The organism is Streptomyces lunaelactis (assembly GCF_003054555.1).
Lineage (GTDB): Bacteria > Actinomycetota > Actinomycetes > Streptomycetales > Streptomycetaceae > Streptomyces > Streptomyces lunaelactis.
Genome location: NZ_CP026304.1, coordinates 1,432,752 through 1,452,096 on the forward strand (window position 1 = coordinate 1,432,752; position 19,345 = coordinate 1,452,096).

A 19,345-nucleotide genomic window follows, 5' to 3' on the forward strand; every position below is an offset into this window, starting at 1 on the left:
TCGCTATTCAATCGAATACGTTGCGTGCGTGAGAAACCTTGCGGTGCGAGAATACCTTTCTTCGGTCGGCCTGCCTGTCGAGCATGTCCTTTTTTCGGCTTCGGAAGCCGCTGGTGGCGGTGTCTCGAAGGTTGAAGGCCGCGACCTCCTTAAATTGGGATCTGGAGGGGATGGCGACGATGCGTACTGTGTTGATTGTGGAACCGGACAGGTGCTCTATGTCGGCGACGGTGGTCCGCCTCTATTTCTTGTGAATTCATCGCCTCGGAACTTGTCTGAATGTTTGAACGTATTTGAACTTGAAATCACTCGATCCGCAGGCGAAGCTGATCCGGCAATGCTGGAGGAACTTGCCGACCTGTTGGGCAGGTCCCTCGGGGAGATTGATCCGTCGGCCCTGGACGACGACCCGGGTTTTTGGCGTTCGATTCTCTTTGATGTGGCAATCGGTGACTATGTGGATGATGAGGCGATCTGACCATCGTGAAGCTGCCGGCCCTGCCGACCAGGCCCTACGTCCCGGGCGGGTGCAGTGGGAAGGCGGCTCCATTGCGCCTCACGCGATTGCGGGGGCCGTGGACTCCAGGCGCTGAAGGACCAGCCGTGCCAAGGCATTGATCGCCGCGGCCTGCCGCGGGTTCTGGTACGTGAACTCGCGCGACTGGGCGCGCCCGGCGTCCAGCTCGCGTGGTCCGACGACACTGCCAAAGGCGAACGGCGAAAGCTGCCCCTGTCTCCTGACAGCCGCGAGCATTGACGGCCCGCGTCCGAGGTGCTCCGATTGGCAGTCGGGAGTACGTACATCATTGGCATGGGGTGCCGATGTCTGTTGGGTGGGGTGATGTACCAGGTTGGGTGTCGGCGCTCGGCTCCGTGTTTGCGCTGGGATTCGGCGCTGTCGCGGTCGTGGTCACACGCCGCACGTACCAGATCGAGTCGGATCGCGACCGCGTCAATGCGGAAGCCCGGGAAGTCCAGGAGTCCTTCGCCCGCAGGGCTCAGGCCGGGCTGGTATCGGCCTGGTGGGGCCAGTCATCGGAAGGGCAGTGGGGCGCATTCGTGCGCAATACCTCGGAGATTCCGGTGTACCAGGCATATTTGACAGTGCTTGGGTTAGACGACCACTCCGACAACATCAAGGTCCACTACCTCGTTCTACCACCGTCGGACGGTGCCCTGTTCTGCCCGATAGGCAGCGGACAGCCAGCTCAGGGGGCAACTGCCCGTCGCGTGAAGCTCAGCTTCACAGACACGGCCGGCGTTCGCTGGCTGCGCAACCAGTACGGCAGTCTGACTGAACTTCAACCGAACCTGCTCATCGCTGCCGACCCACTCCGTGCGGGGGTACTGGCTCAGTTCGAGGCCGACTTCCTGGCGACCTACGGAGCCACGGTCGCCTTCGACACTGACTCAGCCGGCCGTCCGCAGAAGCAGTTCGTCGCCGACTTCGAGGAGTCCTCCTTGGTCGACGCGCTGATCTGTCCGCACGATTGGATCGGAGATCTGGTCTCCCGGGACATGATCGAGCCGACTGTCCTGGCCGCCGACCATCAGAACGCTTTCCCCGGATGGGCGCTGTCCGCACTGACCGTCGACGGCCGCCTGTACGGGATACCGACGACTGTGGACACCGTCGCGTTGATCCGCAACACTCTGCTCGCTCCGCAACCGCCCTCGACCTTCGACGAGTTGGTAGCCACGGGCAATGCGTTGCGGGATGCCGGCCGTGTGACCGACGTTTTCACATTGCGAGTCGGCGAACATGGGGACCCCTTCCAGATATGGCCGTTGTTCGCCAGCGCCGGCGGTTGGCTCTTCGGCATGACGACCGATGGCAGGTGGGATCCCACACGAATCGGCCTGGCCACTCCGGAATCCATCGCTGCTTTCGAACGACTACGAGAGTTCGGAGAGGCGGGCGCGAGGCTGCTCCGCCGGTCGATGGACCGTGATGAAGCTCTCGAACTGTTCGCCGCAGCCCGCAGTCCGTACCTGATCACTTCCTCAGATGCCCTTCAGCGCCTACGGCAGACCAACATCCCGATCGCCGTCAGTGCTGTGCCACCGTTCGCCGACGGCGCGCCCGCCGAGACTTTCACCTTGGTCCACAGCTTGGTCATGGCCAAGCGCGGCCTCAACAAGATTATCGCCCATGACCTGTTCGCCGACTATCTGACCCACAACCACGTCATGACTGCTCTGTCGGACGGCATCGTCGCACCAGTCGCGCTGGTCAGCACGACGACCGAAGACACCGCGATCCAGCAGTTCCTGGCGCTCTGCGAACTGGGAACGCCGATGCCGTCATTCCCGCAGATGGATGCGATCTGGCGAGTCCTGGAGGAAGCCGAGGTCGCAGTCATCGCCGGAGCTCCCGCAGAAGCGACCGCCAGGCAAGCCGCTGCGAACGTGGCGGCGGTCTTCACGACTGAGGAGGGGAACTCGCTTGGCCGACCCGTGGTGGCGTAGCGCCGTTGTCTACCAGGTGTACCCGCGCAGCTTCTGCGATGCCGACGCTCGTGGAGAAGGCAACCTACCGGGGGTGCGGTCTCGTCTTCCCTACCTCATGGACCTTGGCGTGGACGCCATCTGGTTGAACCCGTTCTACCCTTCACCGATGCACGACGGTGGCTACGACGTTGCAGACTACTGCGATGTCGACCCGAGGTTCGGAACGCTGAGGGACTTCGACGCTCTCGTCGCCGACGCCATGGCATTGGGGATCAGGGTAATCATCGATATCGTCCCGAATCACTGCTCATCGCGGCACCCCTGGTTTGAGGAAGCGCTGAGCTCCGGGCCCGGCAGCAATGCGAGGGAACGGTTCATCTTCCGCGACACGCCCAACAACTGGCAGTCGCACTTCGACGGCCCGGCGTGGACGAGGACGCCAGATGGCCAGTACTACCTTCATTTGTTCGACTCCACTCAGCCGGACTTCAATTGGCGGCATCCCGATGTCGTCGCGATGTTCGAACGGGTGCTGCGGTTCTGGCTCGATCGCGGGGTCGCTGCGGTTCGGGTCGATATGGCCAATACTTTGTTCAAGGATTCTGAACTGCCGGATCGGCTGGCGGATTCGCGGCTGGTCCCCTACTACAACCGACCTGAGCTCCACGATCTCTACCGATCGTGGCGCGGGATCCTGGATTCGTATCCGGCAGATGTCTACCCCGGCCCCCGGGGAGCGATCGCCGAGATCTGGTTCGACGACCCGGACTCGGCGCGACCGTACCTAGCAGATGGCGGGCTGCCGCAGACCTTCAACTTCCGCCTGATGCTGGTGCCGTGGGCCGCAGCTGAACTGCGTGCTGTGATCGACGAGGCTCGGCAATTGGTCGCTGATTCCGGCGGTTCGATGCCATGGGTACTCGGCAATCACGACATCACCAGGATGGTCAGCCGACTCGGCATCGATCAGGCGCTCATCCGCCACCCCACCGAGGCGCTTCGACGTGGAACTGTCGAGCCTGACAAGGTGCTGGGAACACGCAGGGCGCGAGCAGCCGCACTGCTGATACTCGCCCTCCCCGGAACCGCCTACCTGTACCAAGGCGACGAACTCGGGCTCCCTGAGCACCTGGCCATCCCCGTGGAACGGCGGGATGATCCAACGTTCCACCGCACTGGTGGAGCGGCCGTTGGGCGGGACGGATGCCGGGTACCGTTGCCATGGTCCGGTGACGCTCCTCCGTACGGATTCGCGAACCAACCGGTGCGAACCTGGCTGCCGCAGCCGCTGGACTGGGCAGCGCTGACGGTGGCGACGGAACTGTCCGAGGTGGATTCCGTACTCAACCTCTACCGCAGCGCACTGCGCCTACGCCGCCAGCACCCAGCACTCGGTGACGGCGAGATGCGCTGGCTTGACGCGGGTGCCGATACGTTGGCGTTCACTCGCGAGCCAGGGTTCGGGTTCGTGGCCAATTTCGGAGACAGGCCTGTCATGATGCCGGCCGGCAGTCACGTCATCCTCGCCAGTGGGCCACTGTACGGCGCCCTGCTGCCCGCTGATACCGCGGTCTGGCTCAAGTTCCAGTGACGGGCGAGTGCCGGGTGGAAACTTCCGTGGTGGCTCCGTGCTGCAATGCGGTGTGATCGCAGGGGGACATGCGCAGGTGAGGTATCTACCGGTGGGCATCGACGGCGCGCCTGCCCGGGGCCCGCTGGTTTACCCTGGGCCGGTGTTCACCTCTGAGGGACCCACGTTCCGCGAAGGGTGTAGCTCTTGGCTCTTACAAGCTTTTCGTAGACGTTGATCACAAAGGCGAGCCCTGACCTGCATTTACGCGCTGGTCGAGAAACCGGCCGAGCATGAGCCATGGGCTCTTCTGTACGCCGCCGCCGGCCATCCCGCCCCGCTGTTGATCACAGCTGAAGGCGACACACGCTTCCTGACCGACGGCCGCAGCATGCTTCTGGGAGTGGATCCCACCCAACGACGCCCCGACGCGACCGAAGTCCTGCCGGCGAACGCACGATCCTGTTCTACACCGACGGCCTCATCGAACGGCGCACTGAAGACCTCGACCGCGGCGCGGCCCGGCTGCGCCAGCACGCCGCCGCCCTCGCCCAAGAAACCCTGGGAGCCCTCTGCGACGAGCTCCTCACCGGCCTCGCTCAGGACAGCAGCGACGACGTCGCCCTCATCGCCGTTCGCACACCGGCATCCGACGACCGCGCCGCCACCGCCACCGCCGACTGAGCTCAACAGCCGGCGGCGCCACTCGACCGCGTCCCCTCATTCGATGAGGGCGGCCTCGAAGGAACCCCCCAGGTATCGGTCCCGGCTGTCGCGACGTTGCAGCTTGCCGGTCGTCGTGAGCGGCAGCGTCCCCGGCTTGAGGAGGACGACATCGTGTACCTGGATGCGGTGTCCTGCATGGACGGCGCGCCTGATCTCCTGCTTGATCTCCTGCGCGGTCACCGGCTCGTCACTCCCGCCGCCGGCTGCCGCCATCGTCTCGGCGAGCACGATGAGCCGTTCATGTGCGCCGTCGTCGACCGACACCGCGCAAGCACCGAACTCGCGGACTGCCGGATGGCTGGCCTCAACAGTGGCTTCGATGTCCTGCGGGTAGTGGTTGGCACCGGCGATGATGATGACGTCCTTCGCCCGACCGGTGATGAACAGCTCCCCGCTGTGCAGAAATCCGAGGTCACCGGTACGGAGAAACCGCTCGCCCGGCTGGTCGGGAAGGGTCCCCATGAAGGTCTCGGCACTCTCCTTGGGAGCGTTCAGGTAGCCCGTTGCGACGCTCGGGCCGGACACGAAGATCTCGCCCACCTCGTCCTCATCGCAGGGCTTGCCGGTCTCCGGGTCGACGGCGACAGCCGTGCTCAACGGATGGATCGGGCCGCAGCCGACCAGCTCCCGACTGTCCAGTGCCGACGCGGCCGGGCGCACTTTTCCGGCGGCGAGCGCCTCGGAGTCCACGCGCAGGACTTCCGGGCCCTGGCCGACCGGCACGGCCGTGACCATCACTGTCGCCTCGGCGAGGCCGTACGCGGGGGACAGCGCCCCGCGCCGGAAGCCGGCCTCTGCGAATGCCGCGCAGAAGCGGTCGAGGGTATCGGCGCGGACGGGCTCACCTCCGACCAGAGCCATCTCCCAACGGCTGAGGTCGAGTTCCCGGCGCTGAGCGTCGGTCACCCGGCGGACACACAGGTCGTAGGCGAAGTTCGGCGCGCAGCTGTCCGCGCGTCCGAGCCGGGAGATCGCCCGCAGCCACGTGAGCGGACGCTGTACGAACGTCATCGTCGGCAGCAGTGTGACGTCCCGGCCGGAGAAGAGGGACTCGAGGACGTTGCAGATGAGGCCCATGTTGTGGTGCGGCGGCAGCCACGACACCGACGACGGGCGGGGCAGCCCGGCGTCGTCGGCAGACCGACGCGTGTTGTCGTATATCAACGACAGATTGTTCAGCACATTGCTGTGAGTGATCGCGACGCCCTTCGGCACTCCGGTCGATCCCGAGGAGTACTGCAGGTAGGCGACCATCTCAGCGGCGGTCACCGGCGGGGTCCACTGCCGGGCCAGGTCCAGGCATACCTCGTCGGTCGCCACCCGGTCGAGTCGGGCGAGCCCTTCGGTGCCGGTGAGGACGGGCTCCGCGGCGGCAAGCATAGGGCCGGTGGACAGGAACAGCCGGGACTCGGAACTGGCGGCAATCGACTCCACCCGAGTCCATTTGGCATTGCCCCGCGTGCCGTCGAGCGGAGCTACCGGCACCGGGATCAGACCCGCATAGATGCAGCCCAGGAAGGCGGCGTGGAACTCCAGTCCGGGCGGGTAACTCAGCAGCGCGCATGCGCCTGCGGTTGGAGCCTGCTTCAGCAGCGTCACGGCGATCGCCCGCGCACAGCGGTCGAGTTCGGCCAGGGTCAGTGAGTCGGATTCATCGACACCATCGCCCAGGAACACAAAGCTCTTCCGGTCGGGCTCAGCTGCCGCACGAGTGCGGCACAGGTCGATCAACGTCGTCAGTGCGCCATGCTCACCGGCCACGCCCTCGGGCAGGCGGACACTGTACTGATGATTGGTTTGCATGAGACCACTCCAAACGGTGGAAGGAGGAAGAAGGCGGCGGCAGTTCGCGCGCCCTCCCTGCATGGAGCGAGGTTCAGACCGTCTCGAACACCCGCGCCCGGTACCTGGACCGGCACCGCGAGCGCTGTAGCTTGCCGCTGGTGGTGAACGGCAGCGAACCGGCCTTGACCAGGAGGACCTCGTCGGCCCGGAGACTGTGCCCGGCGAAGACGGCCTCCCGGACGGCTTCTTCGACCTCGTCCGCCCCGACGGTCGCGCGTGCACCTGACGGAGCGTCCGGCGGAGGGCCGGCCACGACGCGGTACCGGCTGTTGATCTCAGCCAGGACGACGAGGCGCGTGCGTCCGCCGTCCTCGACGGTGAATGCGCAGCAGCAGCCTTCCCGTATGGCCGCGTGGCTTCCTCCCGCGGTCGCCTCGATGTCGTACGGGTAGTGCTGCATGCCCTCCACGACGATGAGGTCGTCCACCCGGCAGGTGACGAAGAGCTGACCGCCGTCCAGAAAGCCGAGGCTGCCGGTGCGCAGGAACTGGCGGCCCTCATGGCCGCGCACGGTGGCGTTGAACGTACTTGCCGTCTCCTCCGGGGCGTTCCAGTACGCGGCACCGATACTCGGTCCGGATGCCAGGATCTCCCCTGTCTCGTCCGGGGCGCACGGTTCGCCGGTGGCCGGATCCACCACCGCGACGGTCATGGACGGGTGCAACTGGCCCAGGCCGACCAGTCGGCGGGCTCCGTCCTCGCGACCGGCTCGTTGTACCTGGCCTTTCGCCAGCGCCACCGCGTCGAACCGCCGGATCACCGGTTCGGGCTCCACCGGCCCGCCGCTGAGCATCACGGTGGACTCGGCGATGCCGTAACTCGGGAAGAACGCCTCTCGGCGAAAGCCGAACGGGGCGAGCATGGCACTGAACTGGTCAATCATCTCTGCACGCACCGGCTCGTCCCCGACCACCGCGATCCGCCAGCCGCTGAAATCGAGGGAACGCAGCTGCTGCTCGGAGAGGCGCCGCACGCACAGCTCGTACCCGAAACCGGGTGCCGAACTTATGCCCGCCCCGCGGTCCGATATCGCGCGGAGCCAGTTGACCGGATCCTGGGTGAACGCCGACGGCGGCATCAGTACGGCGTCGTACCCGACATAGAGCGGCTGCAGGACCCCGGTGATCAGTCCCATGTCGTGGAACACGGGCAGCCAGGACACAACGGGCGGCAGCCGGTCGAAGTCGTCCGTGTCCCGGCAACCGTTGGCCAGGATCAGCGAGAGGTTGTGCAGGACGTTGCCATGGGTGAGCTCCACACCCCGGGGCGGACCGGTCGTGCCGGAGGTGTACTGCAGGTACGCGATCGTGTCCGGGCCGATGCGGGGGGCATTCCAGCCGTATGCGTCCGTCCCACTGATCTCGTCAGTCGCCACAGAGGTCGGCCGGCGCGGTGTGGACATGTCCTTCAGCAAAGTGTCGACACGGTCCAGCCTGGACCCTTTCGACAGCACCAGATCCGGCTGGCAGCTGTTGACGATTGCCCGGAAGCGCGTATACCGGTCGTCGACGCCGACGCGCAGCACCGGAGGAGCGGGCACCGCGATCAGGCCGGCATACAGGCAGCCGAAGAAGGCGGACACGAAGTCCAGACCCGGCGGGTAACTCAGAACGGCGCGGGCGCCCGGCGGGGCATGCCTGCTCAGACGCACGGCGATCGCCCTTGCGCGGGCGTCGAGTTGGGCGAGGGTGAGCGAGTCGGACTCTTCGAGGTCGTTCTCCAGGAAGGCGAACATCCGTCGATCCGGGTCCCTGGACGCGCGATACCTGCAGAGCTCGACCAAGGTCGTCGGCTCGAGTCGGAATTCTGTGATGGCATCCTCTGACATCGTGGTCCTCCTGTTCGGCTTGGCCATTGCCATTGCCCCGCCATTCCCCCACTGGTCGCGAGGACCTGGCTATTTGCCCAGCCATTGCTGTACGCCTGCGACACGTTCGTTCCACTCGGAGAGATGCTAGGTCGGCGGAGAAATATCGGGTATCCGCCGGCGGAAGGCGTCCACCCCCTACCGGAGGCGAGTGCCGGGTAAGCCGTAGGACGGATGACAACCAGCCTCCGGTCGCCCTCATGGTTCCGTCCGCCGGCCGTTATGGAAAGCACCTCGTGCTCTCTACCGTAATGACGACGGCCAGTGGACACCGAATGGCCCGTGTCCACGCCCGTGTCCAAGGGAGACCATTCCCTAGAAGGCTTCAGAAAGGGAACCGTGATGTCCTACGAAGCATCTGACGACTACTTCTTGGGTTATCCGAAGCTCCCCGATCTCCCCGGTTCCCCGGACGGGGAAGTCCTCGGCACAACCGGCGTTGTGGTCACCGGATTAGGAATGACCACGCCGTTGGGTGCCGACGTCCACTCCACCTGGACGGGGCTGCTCGCCGGCGAATCCCCGGTCACCGTGCTCGACGAACCGTGGGCCCGCGACCTGCCCGTACGGCTGGCAGGCCGACTGAGTCAGGAACCGACCGAGGTACTGCACCGGGTCGAGGCCCGGCGGATGGACCGCTGCCAGCAGATTGCGATGGTGGCGGCCCGGCAGGCATGGGCCGACGCCGGCGCGCCCACGGTGGCGCCTGAGCGGTTGGCCGTGGTGATCGGCACAGGCCTCGGCGGCGGGAAGACCCTGGTCGACCAGCACGACCTGTCCTCGGCGAAGGGGCCGGGGCGCGTGTCGCCCTTCGCCGTGACGATGCTGATGCCCAACGGCCCGGCCGCCGCCGTCAGTCTGGACCTCGGCGCCCGCGCCGGCGCCCACGCGCCGACCAGCGCCTGTGCCTCTGGAGCGGAGGCAATCGCCATGGGACTCGCCATACTTCGTGCCGGGCGGGCCGACGTCGTTGTCGCCGGCGGCACCGAGGCATGCATCGGGCGGCTGTCCATGGCGGCCTTCGCCCGCATGGGAGCCCTGTCCAGCCGTCATGACGAACCTCAGAGCGCATCGCGGCCGTTCGACAGCGCGCGTGACGGCTTCGTCATGGCGGAGGGCGCCGGAGCCGTCGTTCTGGAACGAGCCGATTCCGCAAGAGCTCGTGGCGCGCGGGCGTATGCCACGCTTGCCGGTACGGGGATGAGCTCCGACGCGCACGCCATGACAGCTCCTTCAGCGGACGGTCAGATCAGTGCGATCCGCCAGGCCTTGAGCTCCGGCGGCCTCGGCCCGCAGGACATCGTTCACGTCAACGCTCACGCTCCCGGTACGCCCGTCGGTGACCGTATCGAAGCGTCGGCGTTGCTGGAATCGATCGGCCCGCATGCTCTCGTGACGGCGACCAAGTCGATCACGGGCCATCTCATAGGCGGGGCGGGCGCGATCGAGGCCATCTTCACGGTCCTGAGCATCTTCAACGACGTGATTCCCGCGACCAGGAACCTCGACGACAAGGACCCCGAGGTGAAGGTGGACATCGTCACGGGAAGTCCTCGGCACACCAAGGTCACCGCGGCCATCTCGAACTCGTTCGGTTTCGGCGGTCACAACGTGGTCCTCGCTTTCACCAAGTCCGCCTGACCAGGGGCGCGGGACGGGCCGGAGGAGAGGGGGCTTGAGGGGCTGGGGGGTACTGGAGGGCCTGCGGAGGCCCGTGGAGCCTGCGCAGGCTGGGGCGGGTGCACCAGACCGCTCCGCTGAGCCATCAGCGCCGCGTGCATCCGGTTCGGCAACTCGAGCTTGGCGAGGATGCGCGAGACGTGGGACTTCACGGTGGCGGGCGTTACATGCAGCTCGCGGGCGATCTCCTGATTCGACCTCCCCATGGCTATACCGGACAGGACTTGGGTCTCCCGGCCGCTCAGGGTGGCCAGGGCGACCGCGTGCGAGCGCTCCTGTGGCGGCGGAAGAATCTCGAACCGATCAATCAGCCGTCGGGTCATCGTGGGGCAGATGAAAGCCGCGCCGCCGGCGACCGCGCGGACGGCTGAGGTCAGCTCCTCCTGGCTGGCGCTCTTGAGCAGAAAACCGCTTGCGCCCGCCTTCAGCGACCCGAACAGATGGCTGTCGAGGTCGATGCTGGTGAGGACGACGATTCCGGGTACGAATCCGGGTGCGATTCCTGGTGCTGCCGCCCCCGAGGGCTTGGCGAGTTTGCGGATGAATTCGTATTCGGCATCGACGAGTACGACTTGCGGTCGCCGCAGCTCGAACATTCGTAATGCCTCCTCGCCGACCCTCGTATCGGCGACCACGGTGATGTCCGATGCCTCCCCGAGTGCATGCCGGAAACCGCGGCGCACAAGGTCCTCATTGTCGACCAGCATTACTTCCAACGTGCTGAATTCGTCCATCAATCACTCCGCCTGTGCGATTCGAAAGTGTGGTCCCCATTCCACTCCGTGGTCTCCTGACCGGTGTGGTTTCACGGGTACTGTCAAGAACGCATTCCGGTACAGCGGTTGCACACGCGATGGCTGTGGGGCGCGCTGAGCCCTACTGGTGACCGTGGCTGATACCGCATATGCCCCCTGGCCGGCACGCACATCCCGGTTAGGCTGAATGACAGCCTGCGGCGGGATTCGCCGCATCGATCCCTTCCGATGCTAGGGGGATTGGCAGTGCTGGTTCTAGGCAATGGCGGCCATGCTGTTGGCCGTTCCGGACACGGGGCGGGGGTCGACGAAGTCTCCACGGCTCCGCGGCTGTTCCCGCGAGGCATCGCAGGCGTGCGAGCGATGGTGGATGTCGGAGTCGAGCGCGGAGTTCCCGTACCGGCATGCCTGGACGGCAGCGGTGTGGACGAGAACGCTCTTGCCGACGATGCCGCACACGTCCGCGCCTGGCAGGAGCTCGTCGTGGCGCAGAACCTGGTCCGTGCCACAGGCGATGCTCCCGGCCTGGGGCTGGAGGTCGGCAGCCGGATTCCGCTGCGCAAGTACAGCGTGTGGGGCTTCGCACTGCTGGCCAGCCCAACGCTGCGCGAAGCGGCGGCTGTGGGACTGCGCTACCTGGAACTCACCTTCACCATGGTCGGGATCCACCTTCAGGAGGAAGGTGACGAGGTCCACCTCGTCCTGGACGACGGGTTTGTGCCCCAGCCCGTCCGGCACTTCTTCGTCGAGCGGGAAATGGCCAACATCCGCACCATCCTGGACACCATTCTGGGTCGGCCCTTCACCCCCCTCCGGCTGGAGGTGCGCATCCCACGGCCTGAAAAGCCCGCAGCGTACGAGGTGTTCGCCGACGCGCCGATCGCCTTCGGGGCGCCGCGCAACGCGATCGTCACCCTGGCTGCGGTACTGGAGCAGTCGCTGCCGCAGGCGGACCGCCACACGATGCAGGTGTGCGAACGCGAGTGCAGCCTCCTGCTGGCCCGACGCGCCCACACCGAATTCGCAGCGCGGGTACGGGAACTGCTCATGCAGTGGCCGGACGGGATCCCCGACATGGGCGTTGCCGCAGCCGCGCTGCACGTCTCCACCCGCACACTGCACCGGCGTCTGGCTGTGGAGGGCACTTCCTACCGGCGTCTCGTCGACGGAGCGCGGCACGCTCGCGCTGTCGAGATGCTGTCCACCCTCGGACTGGGAGTCGACCAGATCGCCGTACGGCTCGGGTACGCCGATGCGGCGGCGTTCATCCGCGCGTTCCGCCGGTGGACGGGTGCGACCCCGGGCGCCTACCGCACCAGGGTGCCGACCCGGCCGTACTGATCATTTCAGGACCAGGTTGGGAGCGTACGGGGGTGCGTCCAGTCTCCGAATGGGGGCACCCTCAAGGCCCTGCGACCCGGCGGGCCGCTACAGGGCCATTTGCAGATGCTCGGCCCGAACGCTCGGCATGCGCTACCTCACCGTTCACTCGCGCCGCTGGAACTGGCCTGGGCCGCGCCGTCCTCCAACGCATCCTGCGCGTTGATCCCGTTGGCGGAGATGGACACCGTCACGTACCCCCGACAGGCCCAGGAGTTTCTGATCGCGCAGATAACCTCGGTAGCTCGGCGCCGGCTTCGAACCGGACGGGAGTTGGCCGTCAGGGCCAACCTGTTGCGCGGACGATTGGGGATCGGCAGCCTGCTGAGCGGCAGCCTGTTCAGCGGCAGCCGGCCCTGGCGGTCCCACCGCTGTCGCCAGTACCGCCGCAGCGGCGACCAATAATGCAGCGAGTACTACGGTCGGAGATCTTGTGACGGAGCCCGTGTGGTGTCGTTGACCGGGCATGATGCTGGGTGTGACGGCTGAGCAGATAGCCGATTGGGATGCCGAACTGTCTTCGTTGACCGGTTCGTTGGGGTACTTGTTCAACCGGCCGGAGCCTCGGGTGGTGTTCGCAGGCGGCTGACGATCATGACGCCGCGCTCACCGCGCTCGGGCCGGGGGAACATGACGTCGTACCCTGCCGCGCGGAATTGGCTCTCCAGCAGGTCGCATCCGGCGCTGTCGGCGGTCTCTGTGAGGACCAGGACCGACTCGGGCCGGGCGGCGAGGTAGGCGAGCTGCCGCTCCGCCCGTTCCCTTGAAGGGTTGTTGAGGTTGAACGTCAGTACATCCACTGTGCCGGTCTGGGGGGTCATGAGCGGTCCCTCATCCACGGTTCCCTGATCCCTCCGACGATGGCGCGGGCGATGTTCTCGGGCTCGGTGGTGGACGCGTCCAGTTGCAGGACCCGCACGCCGGCGGCCATGAGGAACCTAGCGGCTTCACAGAAGTACGCGCATTCCCGCTCGGGCCCTGAGGGCTCCCGTTCGTACCGGCTCCAGGTGGATGTAGCGGTCGGCGGTGGACTTCCCCACGCCTCCCGGCCCGTCGATGGTCACGAACAGTCCGGTCATGAGACACCGCCCGCGGGCAGCCGTGAGGCGGCACGGGCGCAACGAGATCCTCGGCCTCGCCCACTCCGATCACGACCTGGTCGTCTTCCTCGAAGCCGCAGGGATCCTCGACCCCGAGCGGATCACCGACGACCCGCAGTGGGTCGCCGGGGACTGACGGGGACAGCGAGGCGGCGAGGACAGCAGGAACGGGCGGCCGGGACCACCCCCGTGGGCTCCGGCCGCCCGCTCTCTGCCATCGGACGCAAACCAGCCGTATCCGGTTCTCTCCCGAGGGATTACGGTGCCGATATGGCGCAGCAGACATGTGATTCGTACGAGGAGTTCTGGCCCTACTACGTCGCGATGCACTCGAAGGCAGCGACGCGTTGGGTCCATCTGACCGGCACGCTGACCGGGCTCGCGGTCAGCGCGTACGGCCTGGCGCGCGGGCGCAGGCGGTATGCGGCCGCGCTGCCCCTGATCGGCTATGGGACGGCCTGGCCCGCGCACTTCTTCATCGAGAAGAACAACCCCGCCACCTTCGGGCATCCTGCCTGGTCCCTCAGGGGCGATGTGCAGATGATCCGGATGATGCTGGCGGGCCGGGACGGCGAACTGGCCGAGATCGCCGCCAAGTGGCTCGCCGAGAACCGCTGACCCGTGGCACACTTCTGACGTTCCGTCAGATTGCTGTGCCGGGGAGGAACCTTGACGCACACGCGCACGCCCGTGGTGGCCGGATGGTTCACACAGGACAGTGGCGAGGAGGACTTCCGGCTGCTCGGCACCCGCTGTACGGCCTGCTCGGCGGTCTTCTTCCCGCGCGAGGATTCGTTCTGCCGCAACCCGGCGTGCACGGGCGGGGAGTTGGCAGAGGTGCCACTCTCCAAGCGAGGACGGGTGTGGTCCTACACCGACGGGCGCTACCGGCCGCCGGCGCCGTACGTCTGCGACCCGGACGCGCAGTGGGAGCCGTACACACTTGTCGCGGTCGAACTCGAAGCCGAGCGGATGGTGGTGCTCGGGCAGGGGGTGCCCGGCGTGAGAGTCTCGGATCTGGCGGTCGGCATGGAGGTCGAGGTCGTGCCCGGTGTGCTCAACGAGGACGGGGACACGGTGTGGACGACCTGGCACTGGCGGCCCTTGGGGGTGGCGTCATGACCGGCGAGGTGGCGGTCCTCGGGGCCGGGATGCACCCCTGGGGAAAGTGGGGCCGCAGCTTCGTCGAATACGGGACGGCAGCGGCCAGGGCCGCGCTCACCGACGCCGGGATCGACTGGCAGCAGGTGCGGTCGGTGGTCGGCGCGGACACGATGCGCTGCGGCTACCCCGGATACGTCGCGGGAGCGACGTTCGCTCAGGCACTGGGCTGGCAGGGCGCCCGCGTCACCAGCGTCTACGCTGCCTGCGCCTCCGGTGCCCAGGCGATCAACACCGCGCGCTCCCAGATCCTGGCCGGGATGGCCGATGTGGTGCTGGTGGTGGGCGCGGACGCGGCCCCGAAGGGCTTCTTCGCACCGGCCGGAGGCGAACGGCCGGACGATCCCGACTGGCTGCGCTTCCGGGTGCTCGGGGCGACCAACCCCGCCTACTTCGGCCTCTACGCCCGCCGCCGCATGGCCCTGTACGGCGACACTCCCGAGGACTTCGCCCTGGTCAAGGTGAAGAACGCGGCGGCAGGCGCGCTCAACCCCAACGCCCGTTACCGCAAGGCCGTCTCGGCGGAGGATGTCGCCGCGTCCGCGGTGGTCGCCGATCCGCTGCGCCTTCTCGACATCTGCGCGACCTCCGACGGCGCCGCCGCGCTGGTGCTGACCAGCATGGACTTCGCGCGCCGGCACGGGGCCGGGGACCCGGTCCGTATCCGCGCCGTCTCCACCGTCACCCCGACCTACCCGAAGGCCGTACTCGACCTTCCCGACATCGCCACCGACTCGGCTGCCGCGGTGGATCCCCTGCCGCGGCCCTTCCGCGCCTCTATCGCCCTGGCCGCGTACGAAGAGGCGGGCATCGGGCCCGAGGATCTCTCACTGGCCGAGGTGTACGACCTCTCCACCGCCCTGGAGCTCGAGTGGTACGAGGACATCGGGCTGTGCGGGGCGGGTGAGGGCGCCAAGCTCGTACGTGAGGGTGCCACGGCACTCGGCGGGCGCATACCCGTGAACGTCAGCGGTGGGCTCGCCTCCTTCGGCGAGGCCGTACCCGCCCAAGCCATCGCCCAGGTCTGCGAGCTGACCTGGCAGCTGCGCGGCACGGCGGGCCGGCGTCAGGTGCCCGGAGCGCGCACCGGGATCACCGCGAACCAGGGACTGTTCGGCCATGGCTCCGCGGTCGTCGCCGTCCGCTGAGCGGGCTTACGTTCTCCGGGACCGTGTCAACACACCGGCCGTGAACTGCGCTTGCTGTCAACGGCCTTGACGCCCCGTCACGGCCGGTGAACACTGCGTCTTCGTCGGCATCGCCGCACTTCGGCACGCTCACCACGCTCGTCACGGACGCCGGGCGGGGTACGGGACTCCCCTGCCTTCGGATCCGTAGCCATGGCATGGAACACGGACGCCATGGAGCACGCACCCTGCACGCAGGACCGGGGCCGGGGCCCCGGGCGAGGGCCTAGGAGCCGCCATGAGCAATGGGGACATTTTCATCGGTGAGGTCATCGGCACCGCGATACTCATCCTGTTCGGCGCGGGCGTCTGCGCCGCTGTCACGCTCCATCACTCCAAGGCGAAGGCCGCGGGCTGGGTCGTCATCGCCTTCGGCTGGGGTTTCGGGGTGCTGGCGGGCGCGTACACCGCCGCTCCGCTGTCGGGCGGGCATCTCAATCCGGCCGTGACGCTGGGCGTCGCCGTCGACACCGGGGAGTGGAGCAAGGTTCCGCTGTACGTCCTGGCGCAGATGGTGGGCGCGATCCTCGGCGCCGTACTCGCCTATCTCGTCTACTTCGCACAGTTCCAGGCCAATGCGGACAAGAAGAACGCGCTGCCCACGCTCGGGATCTTCTCGACCGGTCCGGAGATCCGCAGTCCCGTCGCCAACGTGATGACCGAGGTCATCGCGACGGTCGGCCTGGTGCTGCCGATACTCGCCTTCGGCAAGAACGACGGCATCGGTATCGGCCAGATACCCGGGCAGAGCGCCGGCATCTACGGCTCCGGCATCTCTATCCTGCTGGTGTCACTGCTGGTCGTCGGCATCGGCCTCTCGCTCGGCGGGCCGACCGGTTACGCCATCAACCCGGCGCGCGACCTGGGGCCACGCATCACCCACGCGCTGCTGCCCATCCCCAACAAGGGGACTTCCGACTGGGGTTACGCCTGGGTACCGGTGGCCGGACCCGTGATCGGCGGGCTGCTGGCCGGCCTCATCTTCAACGCAGCCTTCTAGGCCTTACGGCCTCATCGACAAGGGGACGTCATGACGGACAAGTTCGTCGCCGCAATCGACCAGGGCACCACGTCCAGCCGCTGCATCGTATTCAACCAGGACGGCGCCATCGTCGCCGTCGACCAACGCGAGCACCGCCAGATCTTCCCCAAGCCGGGCTGGGTGGAGCACGACGCGACCGAGATCTGGTCCAAGGTGCAGGCGGTGGTGGCGGGGGCCATCGCCAAGGCCGGGCTGCGAGCAGACCAGCTCAGCGCGCTCGGCATCACCAACCAGCGCGAGACGACCGTCCTGTGGGACCGGGCGACCGGCAAACCGGTGCACAATGCGATCGTCTGGCAGGACACACGTACCGCCGCGCTCTGCCACGAACTGGGCGGCACGGACGGGCAGGACCGCTTCCGCGACGCGACCGGACTGCCGCTCGCCAGCTACTTCTCCGGGCCCAAGGCGGCCTGGCTGCTGGACAATGTGCCCGGACTGCGCGGCCGGGCCGAGCGCGGCGAGATCGCCTTCGGCACCATCGACTCCTGGCTGATCTGGAACCTCACCGGCGGCACGGAGGGCGGGGTCCATGTCACCGACGTGACCAACGCGTCGCGCACCATGCTGATGAATCTGGGGACCCTCGAATGGGATCCGGCGATCCTGTCGGCGATGAACGTGCCGCGGGCGATCCTTCCGGAGATCAAGTCCTCGGCCGAGGTGTACGGGACGGCCGTCGGCCAGCTCGCGGGGGTGCCGGTGGCCTCCGCGCTCGGCGACCAGCAGGCCGCGATCTTCGGGCAGGCCTGCTACGACACGGGCACGGCCAAGAACACCTACGGCACCGGCAGTTTCCTGCTGCTGAACACCGGCGACCGGCCCGTGCCCTCGAAGAGCGGGCTGATCACCACGATGGGCTACAAGATCGGTGACGAGGCGCCGGTGTACTGCCTGGAGGGGTCCATCGCGATCACCGGCGCACTGGTGCAGTGGTTCCGGGACCAGCTAGGCATCATCCGCAGCGCGGACGAGATCGAGACGCTTGCCGCGAGCGTGGACGACAATGGCGGGGCGTATATCGTGCCGGCCTTCTCCGGGCTCTTCGCCCCGTACTGGCGCTCCGACGCACGTGGTGTCATCACCGGCCTGACCAGGTATGTCACCAAGGCGCATCTGGCGCGTGCGGTGCTGGAGGCGACGAGCTGGCAGACCCGTGAGGTCGTCGACGCGATGTACCAGGACTCCGGGGTGCAGATCACCACGCTCAAGGTGGACGGCGGCATGACCTCCAACAATCTGCTGATGCAGCATCAGGCGGATGTGCTGGGGGTGCCGGTGATCCGGCCGAAGGTCTCCGAGACCACATGCCTGGGCGCGGCGTACGCGGCGGGGCTCGCGACCGGCGTCTGGTCGGGGCTCGACGAACTGAAGGCGCACTGGCAGCGTGATGTGGAGTGGTCGCCGCGGATGGAGGCGGAGATCCGTGAGCGCGAGTACGGCAACTGGCGCAAGGCGGTGGAGCGGAGCTTCGGCTGGGAGCAGGAGGGTAGCGGCCAGGCCTGATCCCGCCCGGCAGAGCCCACGGCCCGTACCCCAGTCGGTGGGGGTACGGGCCGTGTCCGCGGAGTGTGCCCGTGCGCCGGACTCAGGTCGTGGCGTGCTCGCGCTGCCGGTCGGCGCGGGCGAGAGCGTGCTCCACGACCGCCACCAGTACCTCCTTGACCGCCTCGCGTTCGCGCGCGTCCGTCATCAGCAGCGGCACCTCGGCGTCGAGGTCGAGCGCGGCCCGTACGGCATCGCCGGGGAAGCGGCCCGCGCCTTCGAAGCAGTTGACGGCGACAGTGAAGGGAATGCCGCGGCGTTCGAAGTAGTCGATCGCCGCGAAGGAGTCCTCCAGGCGGCGGGTGTCCGCGAGGACGACCGCACCCAATGCGCCCTGCGCCAGCTCGTCCCAGAGGAACCAGAAGCGGTCCTGCCCCGGTGTGCCGAAGAGGTACAGCACCAGGTCCTGGCGGAGCGTGATGCGGCCGAAGTCCATGGCGACCGTGGTGGTCGTCTTGTGCTCGACGCCTTCGATGTCGTCGACGGGGCGGCCCGCCTCGCTCAGCGTCTCCTCGGTCCGCAACGGCCTGATCTCGCTGACCGCGCCCACCAGGGTCGTCTTGCCCACGCCGAATCCGCCCGCCACCAGGATCTTCAGGGTCACTGGTTCGACGGGAGGGGTTCGGCGGCTAGAGCGCCCGAAGACCATTGATCACCTCGCGGAGAATGCTCACGTCCGGCAGTTCGGCCGGCGGAACGGGACGGGTTACATGCACCAGTGCGTCCTCGACGAGATCGCCGACCAGGACGCGGACCACACCGACGGGAAGGTCCAGGGTGGCCGCGAGTTCGGCGATCGACTGGGGGGTGTCGCCGCAGCGCTCGACGATTTCGACGTGCTCCGGTGAGAGCGACTGATCGCGTACGGGATCGTCGGCCGCGGCCTCCGGAACGACCAGAGCGATCAGGTCGAGGCGGAGCCGGGTGGCGCTGCTGGTACGTCCGCGGGTCATCGCGTACGGACGGACCACGGGACCCGCGTCGGCATCGAAGAAGTGGTGCGGCTGCTGAGCGTACTGTGCTGAGTCACTCATGC

Annotated in this window: 18 protein-coding genes and 1 pseudogene; 12 read left to right on the plus strand and 7 right to left on the minus strand. The window is 67.2% G+C overall.

The annotated features are described in order from the left end of the window. The first annotated feature begins 28 nt into the window (after nucleotides 1-28). The 4 genes and pseudogenes from SLUN_RS06205 (at nucleotide 29) to SLUN_RS06225 (ending at nucleotide 4,705) form a co-directional block, all read left to right on the plus strand. Complete coding sequence (locus SLUN_RS06205) at nucleotides 29-478, plus strand: SUKH-4 family immunity protein (protein ID WP_159100196.1); 450 nt, start codon at nucleotides 29-31, stop codon at nucleotides 476-478. 377 nt (nucleotides 479-855) lie between these two features. Continuing rightward, nucleotides 856-2,469 carry a sugar ABC transporter substrate-binding protein gene (locus SLUN_RS40970; protein ID WP_159100197.1) on the plus strand — a complete coding sequence of 538 codons (1,614 nt, stop codon included), beginning with the start codon at nucleotides 856-858 and terminating at the stop codon, nucleotides 2,467-2,469. Between the two features lie 16 nt (nucleotides 2,470-2,485). Then, complete coding sequence (locus SLUN_RS06220; protein WP_306610749.1) at nucleotides 2,486-4,042, plus strand: alpha-amylase family glycosyl hydrolase; 1,557 nt, start codon at nucleotides 2,486-2,488, stop codon at nucleotides 4,040-4,042. A 232-nt stretch (nucleotides 4,043-4,274) separates the two neighbouring features. After that, nucleotides 4,275-4,705 (plus strand): annotated as a pseudogene (locus tag SLUN_RS06225) (PP2C family protein-serine/threonine phosphatase). Nucleotides 4,706-4,741: 36 nt separating this feature from the next. Here the strand turns inward: SLUN_RS06225 and SLUN_RS06230 are convergent. Beyond that, nucleotides 4,742-6,550, minus strand: coding sequence for a fatty acyl-AMP ligase (locus SLUN_RS06230; protein WP_159100198.1), 1,809 nt, complete (start codon nucleotides 6,548-6,550; stop codon nucleotides 4,742-4,744). 73 nt (nucleotides 6,551-6,623) lie between these two features. After that, entirely contained in the window at nucleotides 6,624-8,453 is a 1,830-nt protein-coding gene (locus SLUN_RS06235) for a fatty acyl-AMP ligase (protein ID WP_108147532.1), read from the minus strand. Between the two features lie 348 nt (nucleotides 8,454-8,801). On the opposite strand from SLUN_RS06235, the gene SLUN_RS06240 reads away from it, so the two are divergent. Next, nucleotides 8,802-10,100, plus strand: coding sequence for a beta-ketoacyl-[acyl-carrier-protein] synthase family protein (locus SLUN_RS06240; RefSeq protein ID WP_108147533.1), 1,299 nt, complete (start codon nucleotides 8,802-8,804; stop codon nucleotides 10,098-10,100). On the opposite strand, the gene SLUN_RS06245 is transcribed toward SLUN_RS06240, so the two are convergent. After that, nucleotides 10,064-10,873, minus strand: coding sequence for a LuxR C-terminal-related transcriptional regulator (locus SLUN_RS06245; RefSeq protein ID WP_108147534.1), 810 nt, complete (start codon nucleotides 10,871-10,873; stop codon nucleotides 10,064-10,066). The two genes, SLUN_RS06240 and SLUN_RS06245, sit on opposite strands and share 37 nt — an antisense overlap. 384 nt (nucleotides 10,874-11,257) lie before the next feature. Between SLUN_RS06245 and SLUN_RS06250 the strand changes: the two genes are divergently transcribed. Next, nucleotides 11,258-12,235, plus strand: coding sequence for an AraC family transcriptional regulator (locus SLUN_RS06250; RefSeq protein WP_159100200.1), 978 nt, complete (start codon nucleotides 11,258-11,260; stop codon nucleotides 12,233-12,235). A 587-nt stretch (nucleotides 12,236-12,822) separates the two neighbouring features. Here SLUN_RS06250 and SLUN_RS06255 read toward each other — a convergent pair. Then, nucleotides 12,823-13,095, minus strand: a complete 273-nt coding sequence (locus SLUN_RS06255) for a hypothetical protein (RefSeq protein WP_246340096.1) — start codon at nucleotides 13,093-13,095, stop codon at nucleotides 12,823-12,825. Between the two features lie 126 nt (nucleotides 13,096-13,221). Further along, entirely contained in the window at nucleotides 13,222-13,353 is a 132-nt protein-coding gene (locus SLUN_RS40975) for a hypothetical protein (RefSeq protein ID WP_257153679.1), read from the minus strand. On the opposite strand from SLUN_RS40975, the gene SLUN_RS39930 reads away from it, so the two are divergent. The 6 genes from SLUN_RS39930 to glpK all read left to right on the plus strand — a co-directional run bounded on the left by SLUN_RS39930 (nucleotide 13,352) and on the right by glpK (nucleotide 18,270). Next, entirely contained in the window at nucleotides 13,352-13,510 is a 159-nt protein-coding gene (locus SLUN_RS39930; protein WP_170146557.1) for a hypothetical protein, read from the plus strand. The two genes, SLUN_RS40975 and SLUN_RS39930, sit on opposite strands and share 2 nt — an antisense overlap. A 134-nt stretch (nucleotides 13,511-13,644) precedes the next feature. Beyond that, nucleotides 13,645-13,992, plus strand: a complete 348-nt coding sequence (locus SLUN_RS06270; RefSeq protein WP_108147537.1) for an Mpo1-like protein — start codon at nucleotides 13,645-13,647, stop codon at nucleotides 13,990-13,992. Nucleotides 13,993-14,064: 72 nt separating this feature from the next. Next, nucleotides 14,065-14,496, plus strand: a complete 432-nt coding sequence (locus SLUN_RS06275; protein WP_108147538.1) for a Zn-ribbon domain-containing OB-fold protein — start codon at nucleotides 14,065-14,067, stop codon at nucleotides 14,494-14,496. Further along, nucleotides 14,493-15,683 carry a lipid-transfer protein gene (locus SLUN_RS06280; protein ID WP_108154563.1) on the plus strand — a complete coding sequence of 397 codons (1,191 nt, stop codon included), beginning with the start codon at nucleotides 14,493-14,495 and terminating at the stop codon, nucleotides 15,681-15,683. Before SLUN_RS06275 ends, SLUN_RS06280 begins: the two co-directional genes overlap by 4 nt. Before the next feature lie 277 nt (nucleotides 15,684-15,960). Next, the gene (locus SLUN_RS06285) at nucleotides 15,961-16,722 is read left to right on the plus strand and encodes an MIP/aquaporin family protein (protein ID WP_108147539.1); all 762 of its coding nucleotides are present in this window, start codon (nucleotides 15,961-15,963) and stop codon (nucleotides 16,720-16,722) included. Between the two features lie 30 nt (nucleotides 16,723-16,752). Next, on the plus strand, nucleotides 16,753-18,270 hold the full coding sequence (gene glpK / locus SLUN_RS06290) for a glycerol kinase GlpK (RefSeq protein ID WP_108147540.1): 1,518 nt from the start codon (nucleotides 16,753-16,755) through the stop codon (nucleotides 18,268-18,270). 82 nt (nucleotides 18,271-18,352) lie between these two features. On the opposite strand, the gene SLUN_RS06295 is transcribed toward glpK, so the two are convergent. Next, on the minus strand, nucleotides 18,353-18,958 hold the full coding sequence (locus tag SLUN_RS06295) for a GTP-binding protein (protein WP_108147541.1): 606 nt from the start codon (nucleotides 18,956-18,958) through the stop codon (nucleotides 18,353-18,355). After that, nucleotides 18,939-19,343, minus strand: a complete 405-nt coding sequence (locus tag SLUN_RS06300) for a DUF742 domain-containing protein (protein ID WP_108154564.1) — start codon at nucleotides 19,341-19,343, stop codon at nucleotides 18,939-18,941. Before SLUN_RS06300 ends, SLUN_RS06295 begins: the two co-directional genes overlap by 20 nt. Nucleotides 19,344-19,345: the final 2 nt, after the last annotated feature.

What these genes read in the sequence shown, in the direction of transcription:
- SLUN_RS06230 (WP_159100198.1), bottom strand. Translation starts at nt 6,550, where the DNA reads ATGCAAACCAATCATCAGTACAGTGTCCGCCTGCCCGAGGGCGTGGCC.
- SLUN_RS06235 (WP_108147532.1), bottom strand. Translation starts at nt 8,453, where the DNA reads ATGGCAATGGCCAAGCCGAACAGGAGGACCACGATGTCAGAGGATGCC.
- SLUN_RS06240 (WP_108147533.1), top strand. Translation starts at nt 8,802, where the DNA reads ATGTCCTACGAAGCATCTGACGACTACTTCTTGGGTTATCCGAAGCTC.
- SLUN_RS06245 (WP_108147534.1), bottom strand. Translation starts at nt 10,873, where the DNA reads ATGGACGAATTCAGCACGTTGGAAGTAATGCTGGTCGACAATGAGGAC.
- SLUN_RS06250 (WP_159100200.1), top strand. Translation starts at nt 11,258, where the DNA reads ATGGTGGATGTCGGAGTCGAGCGCGGAGTTCCCGTACCGGCATGCCTG.
- SLUN_RS06255 (WP_246340096.1), bottom strand. Translation starts at nt 13,095, where the DNA reads ATGACCCCCCAGACCGGCACAGTGGATGTACTGACGTTCAACCTCAAC.
- SLUN_RS39930 (WP_170146557.1), top strand. Translation starts at nt 13,352, where the DNA reads ATGAGACACCGCCCGCGGGCAGCCGTGAGGCGGCACGGGCGCAACGAG.
- SLUN_RS40975 (WP_257153679.1), bottom strand. Translation starts at nt 13,353, where the DNA reads ATGACCGGACTGTTCGTGACCATCGACGGGCCGGGAGGCGTGGGGAAG.
- SLUN_RS06270 (WP_108147537.1), top strand. Translation starts at nt 13,645, where the DNA reads ATGGCGCAGCAGACATGTGATTCGTACGAGGAGTTCTGGCCCTACTAC.
- SLUN_RS06280 (WP_108154563.1), top strand. Translation starts at nt 14,493, where the DNA reads ATGACCGGCGAGGTGGCGGTCCTCGGGGCCGGGATGCACCCCTGGGGA.
- SLUN_RS06285 (WP_108147539.1), top strand. Translation starts at nt 15,961, where the DNA reads ATGAGCAATGGGGACATTTTCATCGGTGAGGTCATCGGCACCGCGATA.
- glpK (WP_108147540.1), top strand. Translation starts at nt 16,753, where the DNA reads ATGACGGACAAGTTCGTCGCCGCAATCGACCAGGGCACCACGTCCAGC.
- SLUN_RS06295 (WP_108147541.1), bottom strand. Translation starts at nt 18,958, where the DNA reads ATGGTCTTCGGGCGCTCTAGCCGCCGAACCCCTCCCGTCGAACCAGTG.
- SLUN_RS06300 (WP_108154564.1), bottom strand. Translation starts at nt 19,343, where the DNA reads ATGAGTGACTCAGCACAGTACGCTCAGCAGCCGCACCACTTCTTCGAT.